At 39.4% G+C, this 23,240-nt stretch carries 19 protein-coding genes and 6 pseudogenes; 13 read left to right on the top strand and 12 right to left on the bottom strand.

Annotation, left to right across the window (positions count from 1 at the left end):
- Nucleotides 1-215 (top strand): annotated as a pseudogene (locus BN338_RS11260) (class I fructose-bisphosphate aldolase); the annotation flags it as partial.
- 942 nt (nt 216-1,157) lie between these two features.
- The gene (locus tag BN338_RS07945; RefSeq protein WP_244427639.1) at nt 1,158-1,352 is read left to right on the top strand and encodes a hypothetical protein; all 195 of its coding nucleotides are present in this window, start codon (nt 1,158-1,160) and stop codon (nt 1,350-1,352) included.
- Nucleotides 1,353-1,593: 241 nt separating this feature from the next.
- Here BN338_RS07945 and BN338_RS13530 read toward each other — a convergent pair.
- Nucleotides 1,594-1,779, bottom strand: a pseudogene (locus BN338_RS13530) (ABC transporter); the annotation flags it as partial.
- Nucleotides 1,780-2,032: 253 nt separating this feature from the next.
- Nucleotides 2,033-2,254: a 50S ribosomal protein L31 gene (gene rpmE / locus BN338_RS07950; protein ID WP_005774581.1), complete on the bottom strand. Its 222-nt coding sequence runs from the start codon at nt 2,252-2,254 to the stop codon at nt 2,033-2,035.
- Between the two features lie 191 nt (nt 2,255-2,445).
- On the opposite strand from rpmE, the gene BN338_RS07955 reads away from it, so the two are divergent.
- Entirely contained in the window at nt 2,446-4,236 is a 1,791-nt protein-coding gene (locus BN338_RS07955) for an ABC transporter transmembrane domain-containing protein (RefSeq protein WP_039760794.1), read from the top strand.
- Between the two features lie 465 nt (nt 4,237-4,701).
- Here the strand turns inward: BN338_RS07955 and BN338_RS11730 are convergent, their stop codons facing one another.
- The 10 genes and pseudogenes from BN338_RS11730 to BN338_RS08010 all read right to left on the bottom strand — a co-directional run bounded on the left by BN338_RS11730 (nt 4,702) and on the right by BN338_RS08010 (nt 13,810).
- The gene (locus tag BN338_RS11730; protein ID WP_156809272.1) at nt 4,702-4,962 is read right to left on the bottom strand and encodes a hypothetical protein; all 261 of its coding nucleotides are present in this window, start codon (nt 4,960-4,962) and stop codon (nt 4,702-4,704) included.
- A 226-nt stretch (nt 4,963-5,188) separates the two neighbouring features.
- Nucleotides 5,189-5,980 (bottom strand): inositol monophosphatase family protein, encoded by a 792-nt coding sequence (locus BN338_RS07960; RefSeq protein ID WP_039760795.1) that lies wholly within the window; start codon nt 5,978-5,980, stop codon nt 5,189-5,191.
- Between the two features lie 11 nt (nt 5,981-5,991).
- The gene (gene efp, locus BN338_RS07965; protein ID WP_039760798.1) at nt 5,992-6,567 is read right to left on the bottom strand and encodes an elongation factor P; all 576 of its coding nucleotides are present in this window, start codon (nt 6,565-6,567) and stop codon (nt 5,992-5,994) included.
- Nucleotides 6,568-7,171: 604 nt separating this feature from the next.
- Nucleotides 7,172-7,513, bottom strand: a pseudogene (locus BN338_RS07975) (helix-turn-helix domain-containing protein); the annotation flags it as partial.
- A gap of 480 nt (nt 7,514-7,993) precedes the next feature.
- On the bottom strand, nt 7,994-9,037 hold the full coding sequence (locus BN338_RS07980) for a tetratricopeptide repeat protein (protein ID WP_039760802.1): 1,044 nt from the start codon (nt 9,035-9,037) through the stop codon (nt 7,994-7,996).
- Between the two features lie 399 nt (nt 9,038-9,436).
- On the bottom strand, nt 9,437-9,802 hold the full coding sequence (locus BN338_RS07985) for a helix-turn-helix domain-containing protein (protein ID WP_039760860.1): 366 nt from the start codon (nt 9,800-9,802) through the stop codon (nt 9,437-9,439).
- A 749-nt stretch (nt 9,803-10,551) separates the two neighbouring features.
- Nucleotides 10,552-10,785 (bottom strand): annotated as a pseudogene (locus tag BN338_RS07990) (helix-turn-helix domain-containing protein); the annotation flags it as partial.
- A 365-nt stretch (nt 10,786-11,150) separates the two neighbouring features.
- Nucleotides 11,151-11,516, bottom strand: coding sequence for a helix-turn-helix domain-containing protein (locus tag BN338_RS07995; RefSeq protein WP_039760804.1), 366 nt, complete (start codon nt 11,514-11,516; stop codon nt 11,151-11,153).
- Nucleotides 11,517-12,091: 575 nt separating this feature from the next.
- The gene (locus BN338_RS08005) at nt 12,092-12,838 is read right to left on the bottom strand and encodes a TIR domain-containing protein (protein WP_039760807.1); all 747 of its coding nucleotides are present in this window, start codon (nt 12,836-12,838) and stop codon (nt 12,092-12,094) included.
- Between the two features lie 309 nt (nt 12,839-13,147).
- Entirely contained in the window at nt 13,148-13,810 is a 663-nt protein-coding gene (locus BN338_RS08010; protein ID WP_039760809.1) for a thiamine phosphate synthase, read from the bottom strand.
- 160 nt (nt 13,811-13,970) lie between these two features.
- On the opposite strand from BN338_RS08010, the pseudogene opgC reads away from it, so the two are divergent.
- From opgC to BN338_RS12175, 10 genes and pseudogenes are all read left to right on the top strand, one after another.
- A pseudogene (opgC, locus tag BN338_RS08015) lies at nt 13,971-14,767 on the top strand (OpgC domain-containing protein).
- 183 nt (nt 14,768-14,950) lie between these two features.
- Nucleotides 14,951-15,469 (top strand): DUF1465 family protein, encoded by a 519-nt coding sequence (locus BN338_RS08020; RefSeq protein WP_039760812.1) that lies wholly within the window; start codon nt 14,951-14,953, stop codon nt 15,467-15,469.
- Between the two features lie 16 nt (nt 15,470-15,485).
- A complete protein-coding gene (locus tag BN338_RS08025) occupies nt 15,486-15,785 on the top strand; it encodes a DUF1465 family protein (protein WP_425277467.1) in 300 nt (99 codons plus the stop codon).
- A gap of 1,584 nt (nt 15,786-17,369) precedes the next feature.
- On the top strand, nt 17,370-17,885 hold the full coding sequence (ruvC, locus tag BN338_RS08030; RefSeq protein ID WP_039760865.1) for a crossover junction endodeoxyribonuclease RuvC: 516 nt from the start codon (nt 17,370-17,372) through the stop codon (nt 17,883-17,885).
- A 13-nt stretch (nt 17,886-17,898) separates the two neighbouring features.
- Nucleotides 17,899-18,513 carry a Holliday junction branch migration protein RuvA gene (gene ruvA, locus BN338_RS08035; RefSeq protein WP_039760815.1) on the top strand — a complete coding sequence of 205 codons (615 nt, stop codon included), beginning with the start codon at nt 17,899-17,901 and terminating at the stop codon, nt 18,511-18,513.
- 13 nt (nt 18,514-18,526) lie between these two features.
- Nucleotides 18,527-19,621 (top strand): Holliday junction branch migration DNA helicase RuvB, encoded by a 1,095-nt coding sequence (ruvB, locus tag BN338_RS08040; protein WP_039760817.1) that lies wholly within the window; start codon nt 18,527-18,529, stop codon nt 19,619-19,621.
- Nucleotides 19,622-19,828: 207 nt separating this feature from the next.
- The gene (gene ybgC / locus BN338_RS08045) at nt 19,829-20,269 is read left to right on the top strand and encodes a tol-pal system-associated acyl-CoA thioesterase (RefSeq protein WP_039760819.1); all 441 of its coding nucleotides are present in this window, start codon (nt 19,829-19,831) and stop codon (nt 20,267-20,269) included.
- 1,188 nt (nt 20,270-21,457) lie between these two features.
- Nucleotides 21,458-22,171, top strand: a complete 714-nt coding sequence (gene tolQ / locus BN338_RS08050; protein WP_039760822.1) for a protein TolQ — start codon at nt 21,458-21,460, stop codon at nt 22,169-22,171.
- Nucleotides 22,172-22,185: 14 nt separating this feature from the next.
- The gene (gene tolR, locus BN338_RS08055) at nt 22,186-22,638 is read left to right on the top strand and encodes a protein TolR (protein ID WP_039760825.1); all 453 of its coding nucleotides are present in this window, start codon (nt 22,186-22,188) and stop codon (nt 22,636-22,638) included.
- Between the two features lie 98 nt (nt 22,639-22,736).
- Nucleotides 22,737-23,240, top strand: a pseudogene (locus tag BN338_RS12175) (cell envelope biogenesis protein TolA); the annotation flags it as partial.

Raw genomic sequence — 23,240 nt, forward strand, 5'->3', positions numbered from 1 at the left:
GTCTTACGGGCAATCTGATCAAGAAGCAACGGCGCATTTATCGGCCATGAATTCTATGGGGCCATTGCCTTGGAAATTGACCTTTTCTTGATCGACGCGCATTGCAAGCGGCTGCTTTAAAAGTATGGGCTGGAAAAGACGAAAATATTGCTGTTGCACAAAAGGCATTTTGTCATCGTGCTCGGATGAATCATCTTGCAGCTCTAGGACAATAGACAAAAGAGTAGGAAAAGGTGAGCGCTTGACGCACAAACTCTATGCCTAAATGCGGGAAGATTTTGCATGTTTCTGCGGGATTTGGGATGTTCTCATCATGATAAAAATGGTGAGGACGTTTTAGGTTTGAAAGCTTTCTCAGAGAGTTTTTTCCTTGGATATTTTAAAAGTTTTTATGAATTGCATCGAGAGATAAGATTGCGGGAGAGGTGCGATTGTAAGAAGGAGAGAAAGTACTTTAAAGGAAATTTATGAATGCGCAGTATTTTAGTTGTGTTGTGACTCATGAGGTGTGCCCTTGTTTTTTAAGTGAAAATCATAAAACTGATACTATAATCATAAAACTGATACTATATTGAGAAGAATTTGACCGTGCGATATTCTCTCCTTTTCATGTTATCATTGCTTGTCATCAGCAGAATCCATTTGATTGCAGTCTCAAAGGTTGAGGAAGCGGGTAGATTGAAGAGCTGTGATTTCTGATTGGATTAGACATACAGTTTATGAAGCTTTTGTGTATCAGGATAGCTTCCTCTTCAAGGGGGAATCTTTTTATTAACGAAGGGATTTAACAGCTTTTGCTAACAAAAATGGATTTGCATCTCAATAAAATGTATGTCATTTTATTAGAATGAATACATTTTTCTTGTATTTGTGATGCTATAATGGAAAAATAGTTCATCTTTATAGTAGAATGACTGAAGAATAGAGGGGGGAGTCGTGAACGGCATATCTGCTAACAAGAGCGATATTAAAGAAGAAAATCCAGACGCAAAAAAGAGCATTTCTTCAACTATAATACGTAAAATATTCAATATAGTACGTATAATATTAGTTGTGATATGGAAAGTGTTTATTTTCACAATTTTTCTTATCATGTTCAACATGCGTGGACTGGTTCATAGGGTACTGAGCTTCTTTGTGGCTGGGAGTGGAATAGCGTGCTTTTTCTTTTTTTCGGATACCTCTTACAACGCCGCGAAGCAACGGCAGATGAAGATGGGATATCGCTCACATTACTTTTAACAATTGGTGAAGGCGTTTTTTCTGTTTGCTGTCTGTATGCTATGTGGGGTTATGAGGCTCTCTTATTACGTTTAGCACCTGCTGAGTATGAATTTATTCTCTTTGAATAAGAGAGCGCACTTCGTTTGCACACAAATTAAAATGAGAGTCGGACAGCTTCTCAAATTCTTAATAATCGCTCTCCAAAACATGACATAAAATTTGCATTTAATGAAGGAATTAACAAGCCTTTATTCTTAAGATCAAGGCAACCATTATAGGGATGCCTAACGTTGCCTTTGACTTAAGATACAAAAACGGCTTGTTTTGTCTTTCTCACGCGGCTCTATAATATAAGGGGAAAGCTTTTCATGGTGCCTTTCTTAAAATCGCCCTTGCAATACCGATGCACCACTTTTGCCCCCCAGAAAGTATGGGCCCACCTTTTCCTCCTTGTGTCTCCAAACCATCGGGTAAAGCTTGAATAAATTCAAGTGCATTTTCCGCTTTAGCTGCGGCGAGAATTTATTCTTCCATAGCATTTTCAGTTCGAAAAATATGAACTGTTTGCAATTATTTTATTGGAAGTCTTTATACTCTATGGGAAAAGGTTTACGCTCGTATTTCAAAACGATTTTTGAATTAAAAAACGCAGCCACTATGATTTATAAAAAATTGAGCTCTATCTCTTTCTGTTGGATGCATTTTTGAATGAATCTTTAAAATGCACTCTTTGACAGTACAAAAAAACACGCGCTTAATGAGGTAATCGTTTTGTTTAAAATCTTTGTGCCCCACGAGAATGAGAATTTTACATACCAATATTACCAAAACGATTTTTAAACTTAGAAAGGCGACCACCACGGTCTACAAGTGTCTGGGACCCACCTGTCCAGGCTGGATGCGTTCTTGGATCAATATCTAGATTGAGCGTATCCCCCTCTTTTCCCCAAGTGGAGCGCGTTGTATATTGAGTTCCATCCGTCATAACAACGGTAATTTTGTGATAGTTAGGATGAATATTCGCTTTCATGCGTCAAACCTTTTACGTTTATAGAATGAAAGAACACTTACTCGATTTTTTTAAGTGCGCTTCCTTTGTCTTTTTGATACATTGATTTAAAGTATTTATTCCTATAGCTGAGCACGCATTAAAAAACAAGTGTTCAAGATACATCATTTTGTCAAGTGTTATGAATCTTTTAATATAGTGAGAGAAGTTTTATGAAATTATATCGTCATTCAGAAAAATCTACAAAATCCTCTCTTGAGAAATCTTCCTTTTCTTCGCTTGCTATTTTTTTTCCTTATCTTTTGCGCTATCGTTGGTTATTCATCTTTGCCTTTTTTGCTTTATCTGTTGCCGCCCTTGTTACATTAGTTTTACCCATAGCGATCCGACAAATGTTTGATCATGGGTTTTCTCGCTCAAGCCATGGACATATCAATTTTTACTTTGGCATTTTGTTTTTATTAGCCTTGATTCTCGCATTTTCTTCAGCTTGTCGTTACTATTGTGTTATCACATTGGGAGAACGGATTGTTGCTGATTTACGGCGTGATGTGTTTATCCATATTATGAAACTTTCTCCTGCTTTTTTTGATCGGTCGCATTCAGGCGAGATTGTTTCAAGACTTCTAACAGATACGACACAAATAAAATTGGCCGTTGGCTCGACCGCCTCTACCGCTTTGCGTCAACTGATTATCGTGATCGGAGCTGTTGTGATGATGGTGATCACCAATGCTAAATTATCTTTGCTGGTTTTGGCTGCTATTCCTATTGTGGCACTTCCTTTGGTGGTTTTTGGGCGTAAAGTTCGTGCGCGTACGCGTACAGCGCAAGATCGCCTCGCTGATGCCAATACTGTTGCGACAGAACAGGTCAGCGCTATTCGCACGGTGCAAGCTTTTACTGCTGAAAAACTTGTTGCGACACGTTTTTCACAGATGATAGAACGCGCCTTTCAGACAGCGCGGGCTTCTGTAATTTTGCGTTCCTTTTTTACCGGTTTTGCAATTTTTTTGGTTTTTAGCAGTGTGGTTGCTGTTTTATGGATTGGATCGCGTGATGTTTTGAATGGGACGATGACGGGGGGGACATTAGGGCAATTTGTCCTTTATGCGGTTTTTGGAGCCTCAACCTTTGCGCAATTATCAGAATTGGGGGCAGAACTCATTCAAGCAGCAGGCGCTGCTGAACGGCTTGCTGAATTGTTACAAGAACAGCCTATGATTTTAGCTCCTAAAAATCCTTTATCATTGGTGCATCCTGTTCGAGGTGAACTTATTTTTGATCATGTTGATTTTACCTATCCTTCTAGACCACAAGAAAAGATTTTACGCTCGCTTTCATTTTCTATCAAAGCAGGCGAAACAGTTGCTTTTGTTGGAGCTTCAGGGGCAGGAAAAAGTACCATTTTTTCTTTGATCCTTCGTTTTTATGATCCGACAAGTGGAAAAATTCGCTTGGATGGTATGGAAATTGATCGTCTTTCTTTGCAAGATTTACGTGAGGCAATCTCTTATGTTCCGCAAGATGTCGCCATTTTTGATGGTACATTGCGTGATAATATTATTTTTGGAACTGAAAATGCTCTGGAAGAAGAAATTCTTGCTGCCGCTAAAGCAGCCAATGCACTTGAATTTATTGAATCTTTACCTGATGGTTTAGATACGCAAGTGGGAGAACGTGGGATCATGCTTTCTGGGGGGCAACAGCAGCGCATTGTTATTGCACGGGCGATTTTAAGAAAGGCACCCCTCTTGCTTCTGGATGAAGCAACATCCGCTTTAGATGCAAACAGTGAAAAGCTCGTGCAAGATGCTTTAGAAGGGTTGATGCAAAATCGCACAACATTGGTGATTGCGCATCGTTTGGCAACCATTTTAAAAGCGGATCGTATTCTTGTGATGGATAAAGGCGCCCTTGTGGAAGAAGGAACCCATGCCGAACTTGTCGCAAAAAATGGCGTTTATGCTTATCTTGCAAAATTGCAATTTTCACCCGAATAAGGGATCTTGATACAAGAGCAGCCTTCTTGGATGTGAATACAACGTTTTACAGGCAGAGGATTATTAATTTAAGGGCTCATGAAAAAAAGAGGGATAAGAATTAAGACGAAAAAAGGGGGTAAAAATTGAGGCATTTTCTTTTTGAATTCTGGCTGTTCTTTTCCCTGCTTGAGGTGGAGCATTTTTTATAAAAACGCTTTCTTTATGTAGAATATAAAACGATGCCAAGTTAATTTCTATGGATTGCAGGAGAGAGCTCTTTTTATAACAGCACCTTCACGTTGATTTATAAGGGTAATTCATTGTTTTCTACGTTGAATGAGAGCTTCTAAAATCATAAAATTTTCTTATTTCAAACCTGTGTATGGTGAACCAATCAAAACGATGTTTCTTGCATATCCCAAGCGGGAAAGTCTCGTGTGGCGTAAAATACTTGAGAAGGAAAATGGCTTTTTATGAATCCTCTCAAATTTCAAGGGCTGCAGCAACATTGGAGAGTGGCACAAGTGTGTGATGGTGCTGGCTTATGGCAAAAGAGCCGATAAATAGGCTGAGAAATGCCTTTTTTGAATTTTTTTCGAACTTAGTGCGAATATGTTCATTGCTGGCGATGATGTTTTTTGCGGAATATATCGTTACCGCCTTCTTTATCGGTAACAAAACCACCGGTTTTGTGAGCCATATATGCCGGTCGTTTTGTTGCAAATTTGCAGGTTTTCTTTCCAAAAGTGCTCGGCTCGACTAGCGGATAAGCTCAATCAAGAGCAGCAAAGCCAAAACGGTGAAGTTTTGCGGCTTTTATCAGCACATTGCGCAACTTCTATCATCATATTGCGCAATGTGATAAGAGAGAGGTTGTGTGATGGAGGAATATTCAGATGGGGGCGCTCGTATTGCTTTTTAAAAAGCCCCCTTTTTGAGATTGCCCCTTTTTAAGACTTCAATGTAAGAGCTAAATGCCTTTTTTGAGGGTTCTTTCTAACTTGGTACGAATGTGCTCATTGCCGGCAATGATGTTCTTTTTGCGGAATATATCATCACCACCTTCTTTATCGGTGACAAAACCTCCGGCTTCACGGACCATCAATATTCCAGCAGCCATATCCCAAATTTGCAAGTTGTCTTCCCAATATCCATCAATTCTTCCAGCAGCAACATAAGCTAAATCAAGAGAAGCAGCACCAAAACGGCGAAGTCCAGCAACTTCCATCATCATATTGCGCAATTCAATAAGGTAAGTTCCATGGCCGGGGCGTCCCAAATGAGGCATGCCCGTGGCAATGACACAATCTTCTAATCTTTTCCGTGCAGAAACACGACTGCGCCGGTCGTTAAAAAAAGCACCGCTGCCGCGTTCTGCGGTAAAGAGTTCATCACTCACGGGATTGTAAATGACACCCGCAACGATTTTGCCTTGGCTTTCTAAAGCAATGGAAACAGCAAAAAAAGGAATACCATGGAGAAAATTTGTGGTGCCATCCAAAGGGTCAACAATAAAACGATGTTGGGAATCTTCTCCAATGATTTCTTCAGACTCTTCCATCAGAAAACCAAATTTGGGGCGTGCTTTGCTCAGTTCATTGAAAATAATTTTTTCCGCTTTGCGATCGGCTTGGCTGACGTAATCTGAAGGACCTTTTAAAGACACTTGCAAATTTTGCACTTCACCGTAATCACGCACGAGCGAACGCCCTGCTTTCATTGCAGCTTGCACCATGACATTCATGATTGCAGAATGGGTCATGTTGTATTCCTTTATTTATCTTTTTCATTTGCACGGCGCAAATAAATCAACTCGTTGGTGTCGACAATGATACGTTCACCGGCATTCATAAAAGGGGGGACAAGAATACGAATACCATTTTCAAGAATAGCTGGTTTATAAGAAGCGGTGACCGTTTGCCCTTTAAGTGCTGGATCGGCTTCTGCAATCGTGACAGCAACTTGATCAGGAAGTGAGATGCCAATAGGCTTTTCTTGATAAAGTTCAACCGTGACAGTCATCCCATCTTGGAGAAAAGCGGCGCGTTCACCAACAAAGTCCTTTTGGAGTTCAAGTTGTTCATAAGATTCTGAATCCATAAAGACCAAAGCATCCCCTTGTTGATAAAGAAAGGTGAAATCCTTTTGTTCAAGACGCACGCGTTCAACCGTTTCAGCCGCACGAAAGCGTTCATTGAGTTTTGTACCATCAAGTAAATTTTTCATTTCAACTTGATTAAATGCACCACCTTTTCCTGGTTTAACGGCATTACATTTTACCGCAACCCACAAGCTTCCTTGATGCTCGATCACATTACCAGGACGAATTTCATTGCCATTAATTTTCATCGTTTCTATCCAATTCCATTCTTGCAAAAAGAGCTCTTCTGTTGTCCTTATGGCGCTCTTCTTTGCTGCCTTTAACACTGAGCGCTTTTGTTATTTTGGGCTCAAATTCCCTTATTAGCCTTGCGGCTTTCTCATTGTTTCTTGCATGGTCCCTTTGTGTGCACTTCATTGTTTTTGCTCGGACTTCCTTGCTTATGGTTGTTGCAAAGAGAAAAACTTAAGTGCAAAAGGACCTTTATGTATTTTTATTTTTCAGTTCTTTGCAAGATCATAAAAAGCGCTTAGACGCAAGCTTTTTAAAAATTTGTGCAAAATTTTTTGGGGTTTTGGGGAAATTTTATTTCATTGTATCGTAAAATATTATTGGGATTAATGATAGAGGTTCTGTAAAACCATGAGGTGTTGTTTATGAGAATGCGTGGTGAATATGTGAAGACGGAACTTGTCCGGATAATCCTGTGTCATGAATACCATGAAATGGGAAGCGCAATGAGTCCCGTTCTGAGAAGTCAGCTTGTTTGCCAACAAGATCGGGAAGGGATTTCTTTCCGTTAAGGTGTGTAAGGCAAGAACAGAGTATGGTGCGTCCTATAGTATGATATTCGCTTGCGTTCTCATCAGCGATGAGCTGTAGCATGGCTCTTTGCTTTATCGAAGTGAATGTTCTAAATCTTTTGAGAAACAGATATTCCTCTATGCTGGAGATGACTTCATCGTGAGGAGAGAGGGCATGTTGTTTTGTGATGACATCTGCATAAAAAAAGGAAACTGGAATATTGAGGATATCGGAAATTTCCTTTAATCGCCCCGCGCTGACACGATTTAAGCCTTTTTCATATTTTTGAATTTGCTGAACGCTTACACCTAAAGCGTGCTCTAAGGCTTTTTGAGACATTTTTAGCATTTGTCGTCTCAAGCGAATTTTTTTGCCCACAAAAAGATCAATATTAAGATTTTGAGATTATATTGTTCCCCGCTAAGTGCAAGCGCCCCCTTATGCGTATTCCGGTAGCTTGAAAATACTGAAACCTAATCAACCTTTTTTCTCTTAGTGTTGAAAAGCACCTAGACAGTGCAAAATCTCCCAGAATTCCTATAAACTTTATCTTTTTTAAGCAAAGAAGAGCATTTATCTCAAGCGTTTTTATGAAAATAAAATATATTTTATGAATTTTCTCAAGGGTATGAATTTTCTCAAGGGGTAAGGGCTGTTGCAATATTGAGAATTGACAAAACGTATGATGGTGTCAGTTTGTACTTTCATGAGGTAAAGAAAATGGGGGCATGACGGTCAAGAGGGAGAACTCTATTTCAAAATCAGATGCTTTTTGCTGGCTTTTTAGCAGGTATAGAATTTCTGTTATGTTTTTTGTTTGTTTTTTCGGTTACACTTGATCAGACAGTGTGTATCTTTTTTACAGCGGTTTTAAAAAACAGGAAGGATCTTTATGGCTTCTTTTTGAGCCTTTTCTCGTTGTGTGTTGTTCATACCTTGGAGCATTACTTCAAGATCAGGGGCTTGCATTTTTGCCTCCTTTGCAAGCATATACCATGCTGCTGCCATGATTATATCCACTTTTGTTCCGATGCCGTCTCGATAAAGTCTTGCAAGAGAAATTTGTGCTGGAGCGATCATATTAGTGGCATTGTGAAGCAGCAAATGAAAAGCACGCTCAAAATCTGTTTTTCCTCCACGGCCCTGTATAAGCCATTGTGCTAAATAAAGTTGAGCTTTTAAGTGGTTGTTTTGAGCTGCTACCTCCATGAGTTTGCGGGCATTACGATCATCCTTTGGGCGATTTAAAGTGCCTAAGGAAAGAATTTTTGCTGCCGCAAAAGCAGCTTCAGCATCCCCAAGAGCGGCTCCTTTTAAGTACAATTTTAAAGCTTGCTCGATTGCTTCATTTTCGCGGTTTTGAAAAGAGACGCCGGGAAGATTTTGTTTTTCACGTGAGACTTTATAAAGAAGAAGTTGTCCATAATAAAAATAGGCTTCTTTAACGCCTGCGTTGACAGATTTTCGAATAAACTGTTCACCAAGTTCTTGATTTTGGGTGACAAAATGACCATCAAATAACATAAGCCCATAGCGGAGTTGTGCTTGGGGCTCCCCCTGTTTTGCTGCACGTTCAAACCATAAAGCAGCGCGCGCGCCGTCAATAGGAATCGCGCATCCTTCCATATAAATTCGGGCAAGAAGCGTTTGGGCAAAAGGATCATTTTTTTCAGCACGACGGAGGGCTTCACGAAAAGCTTTTAAATAATAACCTTGGATGTAATAGTCATAGGCTTGGTCATAGTCGCCGGCTTTTAAGGGTTGAAAAGATTTTTCTGAGTTTGAAGATTCTTGAATCGTATTGAAAGAGCGTTCAAAATCTGAGAGTTCTTCAAGGTTTCCAGAAGAATTTACAACAGAATTTGCAAATCCCATTATACTTAGGATAAGCAGTTTAACGCTTTTCTTGATCATCGATGTTTCCTCCTCATTACCAATCAGAATTTTCACATTTTTCTTTCATCATTACAAGCCATATAAGCGTTTTATCGCTATCTTATTTTTTCTTTCAGTTAAGTTAGGTTTAGGCACGTTTATAAAAATAATATACACCTCGACAAGAACCAGACTGTTTTAAACAATCCTATTTTAAACAACTTTAAAACAACAATGATGAAAGAATTATCCAGAGAGGCTTTCTTCTATTATCAATGCTTATCCCCTTATCACCCAAAAAAACGTCTATGATGAGGTTGTCCTTTTCAAATATGTAATGAGTTGCTAATGAAGAACGCGGAATGTTGATGAAGAGAACATATAGGCTCTATAGAGCGTGTCGCGTTATAAGAGCGAGGTATACGCTATCGCATGATTTTAAGTTGTATTCTCATCAGAGAGTAACTGCAAAATGGCTTTCTTTTTTACCGTTGTCAAAACTCTAAACTTTTTGAGCAGCTGATATTCTTCTGTGCTGGAGATGATTTCATCATGATGATAAGAGGGGTGTTGTTTTGTGATGATATCCGCATAAAAAAAGGAAACGGGAACCTTCAAAATATCAGAAATTTTCTTTAACCGCCCCGCACTTACACGGTTTAAGCCGTTTTCATATTTTTGAATTTGTTGGAAGCTTATCCCTAAAGCATGCCCTAAAGCTTTTTGAGACATTTTTAGCATTTGTCGTCTCAAGCGAATTTTTTTGCCAACAAAAAGATCAATATTAAGATTTTGATTTTGCATTGTCCCCACCGGTTGCGAGCGCCCTCGCATAAGTATTCCGGGAGTCTAAAAACACTGACCTCGAATCAGCTTTTTGCTTTTAGTGCAGAAAAGCACCTGGACATAGCAAAATCTCCCGGAATTCCGGGATACCCACAAAGTGGGGTAATTTGATGTACGAGGTTTCGGGTTTTTAGATCCCTATTGGTCGTTGCGTATGCGACCAAGACACTTTTTAACTCATAAAGGAATTTCAGAAGGTTGGCAATAAAAAATAGTTTTTAATGAGAGGTCGTGTGGTTTTGATGCAAGCAATAAAGCATAACTATTTTTCTTATTCTTATTGGATATTGTTTGCTCGGGCAGATGATATAGTGTGTTTTCTTTGCCAATGAAAATGTCGTTAATTAAGCTTGTTGATTTGCATTTTCCCCCACCAAGTGCCAGCGCCCCCTTATGCGTATTCCGCGAGTCAAAAATACTGAACTCAAATCAGCTTTTTTGCTTTTAGTGTGGAAACACACCTGGACATAGCAAAATCTCCCGGAATTTCAGGACACCGGCAAAGCGGGATTGATTCATGTTTAGATTTCAAGCTTTAGAGCTCTCTTTATTGTTGTGTATGCAATCAAAACATCTCTCAATAACATAAAGTAATTTTTAGAGGAATGGTAATAAAAAAGAGTGTACGTATAAGTTTGTACAGCGAAAGGCAGCATGTTTTGATTCAAGCAATAAAGCGTTCACAAAAGGGGTGACATTGAATGCAGTTGTTTCGTGATGATATTCGCATAAAAAAAGGAAACGGGAACATTCAAAATATCGGAAATTTCCTTTAACCGCCCTGCGCTTACACGGTTTAAGCCATTTTCATATTTTTGAATTTGTTGGAAGCTTATTCCTAAAGCATGCCCTAAGGCTTTTTGAGACATCTTTAGCATTTGTCGTCTCAAGCGAATTTTTTTGCCGACAAAAAGATCAATATTAAGAGTGTTGGTTTGCATTGTCCCCGCCAAGTGCCAGCGCCCCCTTATGCGTATTCCGGGAGCTTGAAAATACTGAAACCTAATCAGCCTTTTTGCTTTTAGTGCTGAAAAGCACCTGGACAGAGCAAAAACTCCCGGAATTTCAGAACACCGGCAAAGCGGGGTTGATTCATGTTTAGATTTCAAGCTTTAGAGCTCTCTTTATTGTTGTGTATGCAATCAAAACATCTCTCAATAACATAAAGTAATTTTTAGAGGAATGGTAATAAAAAAGAGTGTACGTATAAGTTTGTACAGCGAAAGGCAGCATGTTTTTTATTCAAGCAATAAAACGTTCACAAAAGGGGTGACATTGAAAGCGTGATGTGCACTATCGCATGATTTTAGGTTGTATTCTCATCAGAGAGTAACTGCAAAATGGCTTTCTTTTTTACCGTTGTTAAAACTCTAAACTTTTTGAGCAGTTGGTATTCTTCTGTGCTGGAGACGATTTCATCATGATGATAAGGGGGCTGTTGTTTTGTAATGATATCCGCATAAAAAAAGGAAACGGGAACCTTCAAAATATCGGAAATTTCCTTTAACCGCCCTGCACTTACGCGATTTAAACCGTTTTCATATTTTTGAACTTGTTGGAAGCTTATCCCTAAAGCATGCCCTAAGGCTTTTTGAGACATCTTTAGCATTTGTCGTCTCAAGCGAATTTTTTTGCCGACAAAAAGATCAATATTAAGATTTTGATTTTGCATTTTTCCCCGCCGGTTGCGAGCGCCCTCGCATAAGTATTCCGGGAGTCAAAAATACTGAACCTAAATCAGCTTTTTTGCTTTTAGTGCTGGTAAGCACCTGGACATAGCAAAAACTCCCGGAATTCCGGGATACCCACAAAGTGGGATCGATTCATGTTTAGGTTTCGGGTTTTTGAATCCCTATTGGTCGTTGCGTATGCGACCAAACACCTTTTAACTTATAAAGGAATTTCAGAAGGTTGGCAATAAAAAATAGTTTTTTAATGAGAGTTGTGTTTTTTAATGAGAGACTATCAACCTTTCAACCTCTCTGGAGCGATGACCAAAATCATGAGATCAGATCCGCGTTTATCAAAGGGACTAAAATGATTTTTTCCACGGCAATGAATTCACAGGCAGTCTCTTCATTAAAATTTGCATAATCGCTTGGGCTATTGAACAAGAGCAGGGAGCAATCGTTTCTTTGTCTTTAAAGAACGTGAGGGGGCTTTAAAGAACGTGAGGGCTCTATGGGATGTGGTGGGGTGCCATGTTTCTTGGGGGAAGGCGTTTTAAAAACTAAAGGTAAGCGTTATTCAAATAGAACTTAATGCACGAGGAATTGCATCTTGATTAAAAGGGACCTCCGCTTTTTTTAAGCGCTCAATAAGGTGGGGAAATGTCTCTTTTACGTGTTCTTTAAAAGAAAGGTAGTAAACTCCATTAACATCTGAAGGGATTTCAACGCCTTCTTTGTATAAAATAGCTATTTTATCAAAAGGAAGTATGGCGATTAACATTCCCATCTCGAGAATAACATTTTGTCGCGCACGGGGGTGTTCTGCTTGTTTGCCTTCAGATTTGGCATAGCCAATATCATCGGGAGTCAGTAGTACAATGCCAAATCCTATAGAACCTTTACAAATTTCTTTTTTCAAAGTTTCAATGAGGGTTAAACCATTACCGCCCGTATTTTGTAAAATGTATGGTTTAAGCTCAAGCTTGAGAAGAGCCTTTTCAAGGTCCTTTAAGGCATAATGATCATGACCATGAACGATAAAAATCTCTTTATTTGAGGTGTTGGAAGCAGTTTTTAGGGAAGGATTCGTTAATGTTTCTTGTATATGCTTTGCTAAGTCTTCTATTAACTTCTGTTTTATATTTTCTTTGCCTTGAAAGTTGATTGTTCCTGTATTTTCATACCAGTTAAGTATGCCTCCATTGAAGGTTTTGATCTGATATCCTCCAGAAGAATTAAGTGAGAGAAACTTAGTTTCTTTGATTTTATATCCAGCTGTTTTAACTATATTTTTAAGGTCTTCGAACGTTCCGCTATATTTCACTGTGCATATTCTTTCAATATTGTTAGCTGTTAATATAAAATGGTGGGTTATTTTTATAACTATTTGAATTTAAAGAGCTTTATGATTCCATTTTTTTATACTATGCACAAAAAAACCGTCACTTTTCATTTAGTTGATTGAAACGTGGGAAAATTTGACTAAATGATGGGAAATTTTACTGCGTGATAAAGCGATCTGATTGAATTATGAATGAACGAAACGAATTTTTCTACTGTTTTTATATTCCACTATGTGCTCTATGTAAGCAACGCAAAGGTTAACGCTTTATTTATAAATTCTCTCTCTATATTACAAGGGGGTGTTTTCACATTTTTCTTGCATCATTTTTAGCAATATTAAGGGGTTGTCGTTCCCCAAAATAACTTCTTCCACAGCAATGAATTCACATCCAGTTTTTAAGGCTTCATCAAACATTGTAAAATCGCTTCCTGCTTGGATAATGGCAGGGGTTTCCATAATCTCTGCCCACCACTCTGCTAATTGGAGATTACGAGGGTGCGCTTGGGTTTTTTTATCAGCCCCTAATTTGCCAAACAGGAGATAGTCAACACTTGTTTCTGCTGCAAGCATGGCACTATGGCGATTGCGTAGATTGCCAAATCCTAAGATTTTTTGTTCCTTTTGCTGATTTTTAAAGCTTTCAAGGGCGTTAAGATCATCTTCTATGTGTAAACCATCAGCCTTTATGCGTCCCGCAATGCGGCTGTCACCAGCGATGAGAAGAGCAGCGTCATTGTTTTGAATATCTTCTGCATAAATTTGCGCTTGTTGTTGTAAAAAAGAGCCATCATCTTTTTGCTTTTCAGAATCATAAAGAATGACGCATGCAAAGGACTTTGTTTGCAAAATTGGACGCAAAAAGCCGTGCGGGGTGTTGCGTCGAACATCGAGTGTTAAAACCAATTGAGGAAAAAGAGGGGATTCAATCGGTTTATTTTTTTGTTGTGTCATGCCATATCTCTGTTTCTTAGAAAAAAATGATTCTTCAAAGTTAAAGTTTCATCTTATTCATGCTTGTTTGCAAGAAGAGTAACTACTCTTTTTATGTGACTTATTATGTGACTTAGGGGTTATGTGACTTAGGGGCTTTGTTACGTGTGGGAGTCCGTTTATGAAATACCACGCTGGTGTTAATCATAGTGCGCAGCCTTTTTGTCGTGATACACGCATTGATGTTTTTCGTTCTTTAGCCCTGTTGACGATTTTCATCAACCATATTCCTGGCACTCTCTATGAGCATATAACTCATAAAAATTTCGGTTTTTCTGATTCTGCGGAAGTTTTTGTTTTGCTTTCAGGGATTTCGCTGGGATTGAGTTTTCATGGACGCTTACAGCAGAAGCCTTTTGCTTTTATTCTCCGAAAATATTGGCAGAGAGCTTTTCAGCTCTATGGAGCGTATCTTTTGACTACTTTTGTCACGTTAAGCCTATTGGCACTTAAACAAGGAAAAAAATCGCTTTTCAGTCTTTTTGGCTGGTTTGTGCAGCAATGTATCTCTTGTTGGCTCTGTTATGGGTTCGCTTAAATTGGTGGGGCATTTTGGGATGGTTGGGCTGGTCTTCTCCGTTGGTCAATTTTAATAAAACCTTTTTAAGCTTGCCCCGTTTACTCCATGTTCTTGCATTATCTTTTCTCATTCTTTCTTTACCACGCGTCAATAAATGGTTTTATGTATCTCAGAAACATCCTTTAGCAATCTTAGGAAAATATCCTTTACCAGTCTTTGTAACCGGAACCATTTTTGCAATGTTTGGACAAATTGTAAAAACAGTGATGACAGGAACGTTTTTTTCCGATAGCCTCTTAATAATAATGGGTATTGTTTTACAATTTGGAGTCGCCTATTATTGTGAAAAACGTTGGACTTTGCAGGGGGCTTTTTCAAGGAAACTGATCCGTTTATAAGAAAAACGCTTCTATGGTGCTTGTTCGGCTGCGTTAACCTTAGTACAAAAAGTGCGTTGCGCAAAAAATTTAAAAGAGGTAGTCATTTCAAAAGAAAGCATTCTATACAGCAATAAAAGAAACTTTTTAAGACTCTGTTCGTTGAGTGGTGTGGTTTTGTGCTGATACTTGGAGTATAAAAGCGTGAGCGTACATAAACGTCCCTATGATGAACCTATTATCATGATTGAGCATAATGCTTTTGAAAATGCTTTTAATCGTCTTTATGAAGAGACAATGGCGCTGATTGAAAAAACCGCAGCGTATATTGACGCAGAAGGGAAACTCGTGGTCCGTTCCCTTTCGGCAGAAGTTTCTGCACTCTATGCGAAAGAGGCGATGTATTTAAGTACACGACTTATGCAGATTGCCTCTCAACTCCTTCTTCTTCGGGCAGAACGTGAAGGGGAAATGTCACCCGAACAGATAAAAAAAGAAATCGTCAAAGTCTCTCTTCATACACTGACCTTGGAACTTGAAACCCCTCATTGGGACAAACTCCCAGAAATTTTCCGCCAATTTGTTGCTCATTCACTGCGTTTAGAGGCACGCATACAGTATTTACGGGCAGGATGGGAGACGGCTATTGCTAGTGACTTGAGTGATGAAAATCCAGTAGGAAAACAAATCGAATTGCTGAAAACAGCCTTTGGGCGTTCTTAAAGGATGTTTGCTTGTTTTGCGTGAAGGGGAAATGTCACCCGAACAGATAAAAAAAGAAATCGTCAAAGTCTCCCTTCATACATCGACCTTAGAACTTGAAACCTCTCATTGGGATGAACTCCCAGAAATTTTCCGCAAATTTGTTGCTCATTCACTGCGTTTAGAGGCACGCATACAGTATTTACGGGCAGGATGGGAGACGGCTGTTGCTAGTGACTTGAGTGATGAAAATCCAATGGACAAACAAATCGAATTGCTGAAAACAGCCTTTGAATGTTTTGAGAGGATAGTACTGTTTCTTTCTGGCGCTATTTAGAGTGGTATTGCTATTTTTGATGACCAGAATTGCGTAACGAAAACCAATCTGGAGTGTTTTTTCTGTTTTCACTCATTTTGTATTTTCTGCCTAATTTCTCTTTGAGTATGAGAAAAGATCTTGAGTTTATGGACGCTTGATTTCGAATTACGGTATGGGTTGTGGCTGATTTTGAGGGGAATAGGCTTTCGCTTGTTGTCGCTAGAACGCTTGTTTTTTATATCGTACGGTTTTTTGGCTATGAGAATGATCAGGCTATGCTAGATATAGGCAAGCTCTTGGATAATCAATTTATCCTATTCTACCATAAAATACCGTTGTTTAAGAGTGTTTAGGGCAGGGGGCATCTTTAGCGTCTATGAAGTGAGTCACATAAGTGGTCAGCAGTAAGAAGTTATCGAGAGGCGTTTTTTATAAGATAACGCTGGTAGGAATCTTCGTCCTTTGAGATGTGGGGGGAAGGGAAGACTCTATAATTTATGCCCCATAAAATGGCTGAAAGGCCTGTGTTATAATGAACGCCTCAAACGGAATAGACTGATGCTGCCAATTTGCGCGCTTGCGCTTTAAAGAAATATCTCTTAAGGCACGCCCCCTTTTTTCGTGACGGTCGTCCGTGAATGGCATAACGGTAAATTCTTCTATGAGGTGTATAAGTGTATAAAAGTCATTGAGCCCCTCATTATAAAAGAGGAACCAGCCTCATCATACCATTCGCCAACCTCTCATGTTTTTACAGTGCTTAACATTTATAGATGGTTCATAAGAAGCATGTCTTTTCTTGTACAGTTTCATTCCCCACATAGCTCTTCTTCTTGTGACGTGCAAAGGAGTGGTTTTGATTGCGACAACATAAAACAGGTTTGGCATGAGAAAATCTTTCGATATTCTGGATTTTTATTTAACATGAATAATACGAGGGTATTTTGTTCAATCAATGCGTTCTCTTACAAGAATGCATTGTTTTAGTTTTAGGGTTTTAGTTTTGGGGTTCTCTCAGTTTTAAGAGGAGGGGTATAGGAGAGGGATCTCTTTACGTTATCACAAAATAAATTGTCATAAAAATGCTTTATAGGAGCAAAATACTTTATAGGGGCTCTACGGAATCCTATGAGGTTCTATAGGAATACCCGTGTTGCTTAGGAAATGTTATTATGTGTTTTTGTGCTGCGATGGGCATGTTAAAAAAACATCTCTCAATGTTTGTGTACGTTCATAGCATGGGTAAGGTCTAACGTAAAAAGATTCCGTGAAGTATATACTCCCCATAGAGAAGTATCTTTACATTTATAAAGTACAACGCCTCTCTTTGTTTGCTTGTGGTGGTTTAGTCGTTATGACATTGAAGATGTGAGATAGAAGGTAGAGATGATAGAGAGGGAAAACTTTTAGAGGATTTTTTTCTTGTGAGGTGGTTTTGTTTGATTGTATTCGTGCCTCACAGAAAGCTGCTGTTTTTTGCGTGTTATAATGTACAAATTCATGATGCATGATCCTCTTTTTTCTGGTTTTGTTCTTTGCTGCTGTTTTCTTTATGGCTTAAGCCTTTATTCAAGAGGGGGAAAAGTGTATAAACTGAACGCTATGGCAGAGACGATTCGTATTATAGGCATTGATCCGGGACTACGGCGGACAGGGTGGGGCGTTATTGATCTTGCGGGTAATCGTCTTCAGTTTATTGCTGCGGGAACAGTTGCTTCTGATGTACAGTGTGAGCTGGCTTCCAGACTATGCCAAATCCATAAAGGTCTTTCAGAGGTTATTCATCAATTTATGCCCCATGAAGCTGCGGTGGAACATGTGTTTGTCAACAAAGATGCTACAGCAACTTTAAAACTTGGGCAAGCGCGTGCGATTGCACTACTGGTTCCTGCGCAAGCAAATCTTCCTGTTTTTGAATATGCGCCCAACAAAGTTAAAAAATCGGTTATTGGTGTTGGACATGGCGCTAAAGAACAAATTCATATGATGGTTAAAGTTCTTCTCCCACGGGCTGAATTTGATAGCAGTGATGCCGCTGATGCTCTTGCTCTTGCTCTTTGTCATAGCATGCATCGTAAGAGCATTGGTCAATCTTATCAGGCAAGGGTGGCAATATGATTGGGATGACACCATGATTGGTAAATTAAAGGGTACGCTTGAACATATCTTTGAAGACCATATCCTTCTTGATGTCCATGGTGTGGGGTATGTCGTTTTTATCTCAAATCGGTTGCGTCCTTCTTTGCCCTCTGTTGGAGAGGCATTAAGTCTCTTTATTGAAACGCATGTTCGCGAAGAGGCAATCCGCCTTTTTGGTTTTGCAACGAGAACTGAACAGGAGTGGTTTTGTCTTCTACAAAATGTTCCAGGTGTAGGGGCAAAGGTTGCTCTGGCAATCTTGGGGACTTTATCGCCCGATGAACTTGCACAAGCTATCGCCTTAAATGATGTGGCGATGATTAGTCGAGCACCGGGCGTTGGTAAAAAAGTCAGTGAAAGAATTGTCGGTGAACTGAAAAGTAAAACACTTCCCTTTGAACAGGCGGTCAAGACTGTTTCAGTTCCTCAGCGTGAGATGATCGATCAACCGACGCATGATGCGCTTTGCGCATTGATGAAGCTCGGGTTTGAACGAGAGCACGCAGCTCGTGCTCTTGCTCTTGCGATGAATGCTCTTGAGGGGGAAACTGTGTCTTCTGCTCTTTTAATCCGCCATAGTCTCAAATTGCTTTCTTCTCCTACTTGAATAAAAGGTAACAATGCATAAAGATGAAGATCAACGCCTTCTGGGGCCCACATCTCTTCCTAACGATCCTGATCGTTCCTTAAGACCACAAGTTCTTGATGATTTTATTGGTCAAGAAGCGGCACGGGCTAATTTAAAAATATTTATTGAAGCCGCAAAAACCCGGCAAGAAGCGCTGGATCACGTTTTATTTGTAGGACCCCCAGGATTGGGAAAAACAACGCTTTCACAGATTATGGCAAAAGAATTAGGTGTTAATTTTCGCTCTACGTCAGGACCGGTCATTGCTAAAGCAGGAGATTTAGCTGCTCTCTTGACCAATCTTGAAGAACGCGATGTCTTGTTTATTGATGAAATTCATCGCTTAAATCCAGCAATTGAAGAAATTCTTTATCCAGCCATGGAAGATTATCAACTTGATTTGATTATTGGAGAGGGGCCAGCCGCACGCTCGGTTAAAATTGATCTGGCTAAATTTACTTTGGTGGCGGCAACCACACGGTTGGGGCTTTTGACGACACCCTTGAGAGACCGTTTTGGTATCCCAATTCGTCTCAATTTTTATACGATAGAAGAATTGGAATATATTGTGCAACGTAATGCGCGGCTTTTTGCTGTCAAGATCAGTGATGATGGTGCGCATGAAATTGCACGCCGAGCACGCGGAACCCCACGCATTGCTGGACGGCTTTTACGGCGCGTTTGTGATTTTGCTTTGGTAAAACAAGCAAAACAAATTGATCGGAAAATCGCTGATGAAGCGCTTTCGCGCCTTGAGGTGGATCATCTTGGGCTTGATCCGCTTGACCGGCGTTATTTACTCCTGATTGCGGAAACTTTTTTAGGAGGACCGGTGGGGATTGAAACGATTGCAGCTGCTTTATCAGAACCACGCGATGCTCTTGAAGATATTGTGGAACCCTATCTGCTTCAACAAGGGTTTATTCAAAGAACGGCTCGTGGACGTATTCTCACTGAAAAGGCTTGGAGCCATTTGGGACTTTCTGCTCCTGCTGCGACAACGTCTATACAAAGGCGCGCTCAACTGTCTGATGCTCAAAACAATGCATCGCTTCAGACAACTTTATGGGATGGGGAAGATGACTGAGGCATCTTTTTAAAGAAACGGTGTGAATATTTTATAGCAAGGGTATAACGGGTAAGAGCTATGCTCTTGTTTAGCCTATTCTGACCCAAAAGATTGGGCACAATGAAGGATTTTATGCTTTTGCTTTTCACAACTTCAACACAAAAATATGTTGAATGCTTGATAAACAATTTTTTATCCTAAATGATTTTATGGGACGTGAAGTCAATGACAGAAGTAACACCTTTCAAGAGCAATCATAAAAATTCTTTTCATAATTTTCAGGTCCGTGTTTATGTTGCTGATACAGATTTTTCTGGTGTGGTTTATCATGCGCGTTATCTGGAATTTTTTGAACGAGGACGTTCAGAGTTCTTGCGGGATACCGGTTTTAATAATAAGATGTTAGCAGCAGGAATGGAGGGGGAAAAACTGTTTTTTGTTGTGCGTCATATGGAATTGAGTTTTTTACGACCAGCCAAAATTGATCATCTTTTAGTCGTTAAAACACGTGTTAATCATATCCAAGGGGCACGCTTTTTTATGGAACAAGCTATTTTACACGAAGAGACCACGTTGGTCACAGCGAAAGTTGAAATTGCTCTGATTAATGAGGAAGCAAAACCGCGACGTTTACCCAAAGAACTTGTTGTAAAAATGCTTGGTTAAAAGTGTGGTTCATTAAATATACGGCATATTGATTTATAAAAATAATAGAGCGTTATTCAATCTGAATGGGAACCACCGGTGTCGTAAAATTGTCTCATTTCAAATCTTTTCCATGTTGAAATAATTAATCCATGTCGAAATAATTAAAAGTCGAAATAATTAAAACCGTTTGCTTACACTTTCATAAAAGAGTAACATATAACCCATTGAAAAAATTGTGTAAAAATTCATGTATCATCTTTAATGCCATAATGGTTAAATAGCGCAAGTGAGCCAAAAGAATGAAGGGGGCGGTTTTCATCAAGTCAAATTTCATTAAGTCAAAGAGGGTGAAAAGGTTTTTTGCACGTCATGGAAGTTTTGAAGCTATACCGTGGTGCTAGAGAGATGATGAGCATTGAAAGGAAAAAATTCACAGCACAAACAGCACAATAAGATTACATGAAACTTACACTCGATTATATGAGACTATATGATGAGACTCCATGGGGGGCATTGGATGATGGACATATTGGATGATGGACATGGGGTAAGGTGTTTTATGGCGATTTATTTTTAGTTTTTTGTGCCTGAGGGGGGAACCCTATTAAGCTTAAGGGAAAATGAGAGAACAAGAGCTTGAGGCAAAGCGTAATTTTTCATGGTGATAACATATTTATTGATAATGCTCATTGAGTGTGTTGCAATTTAAATGAAAATTTTGAGACGGGTAAAATTTTTTCATTTCAAGCTCTTTTACAGTGAATGCATCAAAAGCATTTTCTTGCATATCATAAGCGATATTGATGCGTGGGGATAAAAACACTTGAAAAGGGAATAACAATGCCTCTTATAAATTTTTTTTAAGTGCTAAGCTTTATCGCAATATTTTGAGCTTAGAACGCCTATGATGATTTCGTGTTCTTATCATAAGCATAAAGAGCGTGGTGCATAGTCGATTTGATATTATGCATTTTTATATCAGAGGGGCTTTATTGTTATACCTTTCACGAATGCCATTGTGAAATGGGGATGAGGTAGTTTGAGAGATGATGCGCATGATCACCTAAAAAAATTAAACAATAGGTCTTGTTTTAGCCCATGGATTTATGTGAAACTAAAATTTTTTGCTTAAATTTAGAAACTATAAAACAATCTGTTTTATTAGAATTTTAATCAATGCACCTTTCATTTAGAGGGACAAAAATTATGCCGCATGTAGAACTAACGAATCCAGAAACAATGGGAATGTTGCATTTGTTTATGCAAGCGGGTTTCGTCGTTAAAGCTGTTATGGTTTTGTTGCTGCTTTCTTCCGTTTGGAGTTGGGCCATTATTTTTGATAAAATTTTTACATATCGGAGAATACGGCGTGAAATAAAGCAATTTGAACGTCTATTTTGGTCAGGTAAAGCGCTAGAAGATCTTTATGCTTCATGTAAAAGTCAACGCACCAATAGCATATCGGCCGTTTTTATGGCGGCAATGGGTGAGTGGAAAAAATCTCTTGAAAAAGGAACCCATACATCGACAAGTTTGCAGAGCAGAATTGATAAGGCTATGGATTTGACACTGGGACGTGAAAGTGAAAAAATAGAATCAAAGTTAGGTTTTCTTGCAACACTTGGATCCGCGGGACCTTTTATCGGACTTTTTGGAACCGTTATTGGTATTATGGAGTCTTTTCTTTCTATTTCAGCTTCTCAAAATACATCTCTTGCCATTGTCGCACCGGGGATTGCAGAAGCGCTTTTGGCAACTGCTATTGGTTTATTTGCGGCAATTCCGGCTGTTATCGCCTATAATAAGTTGACCCATGAAAGTGGTCGCATCATTGCACAAATAGAAAATTTTGCTGATGAATTTTCAACCATTGTATCGCGGCGTATTGATGAAACACGTTCAGCATCTTCCTCTTTATAAAAAGGAGCTTATCCATGGGCGTTTCTGTTGCTTCTTCTTCTCAAAAAAAAACACGTAGACGGCATCATTCACGAAGCCAACTGATGAGTGAGATCAATGTCACCCCTTTTGTGGATGTGATGCTGGTGTTGCTCATTATTTTTATGGTCTCTGCCCCCCTTTTAGTAAACGGTGTTCCTTTGGATTTGCCTCATAGTCAAGCGGGACCTGTACGCACGCAAAAAACACCTCTGACGGTTTCACTTGATGCTTCAGGACGCTTTGCCATTAATCAAGATTATTATGAAACATCACAGGCGCTGATTGCACAGCTTAAAACTCTTCTGGAAGCCGATGCGACACAAAAAGATCAACGGATTTTTGTGCGGGTCGCTAAAACTGTTGAATATCAACAAGTCTTAAAACTTCTGGCGGATATTCAAAAAGCCGGATTTTCTCAAGTTGCGTTAGCAAGTTTGGCGCAATAAATAATAAAATTTGCCTAAAGAGTTGTTTTTAAATTTTTTAAAAGAGTACAGTGTGATTAAAAATAAAAAAATACAAGGTATCAATTAAGGCATAAAGAATGAACAAAGACTCCTATCATAGCATGAAACGAGGCTTGGCTTTATCCCTTGTGGTCCATGTCATTTTTCTTAGTTGGGGAGCCGTTCAGTTTACAAACTCTGTCTCTTTGCCGCAACCATTAGAAGCAATTCCTATGACTCTTGCTCCTTTGATGGAAGAATTTTCCTCTCAACAAGGCGCTGTAAACGCGCCGCTTCGTGCAATCCCTGCCGTTAAACCAACCACTAAACCCCAAGAGAAAGAAGAGGCTCGCCATATTGGCGAGGGACAACGCGATAGTCTTGCACCTTTTCAACCAAAGGAAAAACCCCGCTCCATTGAACCGACACCCTTGCCATCAAGCAATACGTCAGAAATATCCAAACTTACAGAACCAGTAGAAGCAAAAATAGAAGATGCGTCCAAGCTTGCGCCTGAGACGTCTTCAGAGCCTTTGGAGGATGCGTCCAAGCTTGTGCCTGAGACGCCTTCAGAGGCTTTGGAGGATGTGTCCAAACTTGCG

It is taken from the genome of Bartonella queenslandensis AUST/NH15, from assembly GCF_000312585.1.
Taxonomy (GTDB): Bacteria; Pseudomonadota; Alphaproteobacteria; order Rhizobiales; family Rhizobiaceae; genus Bartonella; species Bartonella queenslandensis_A.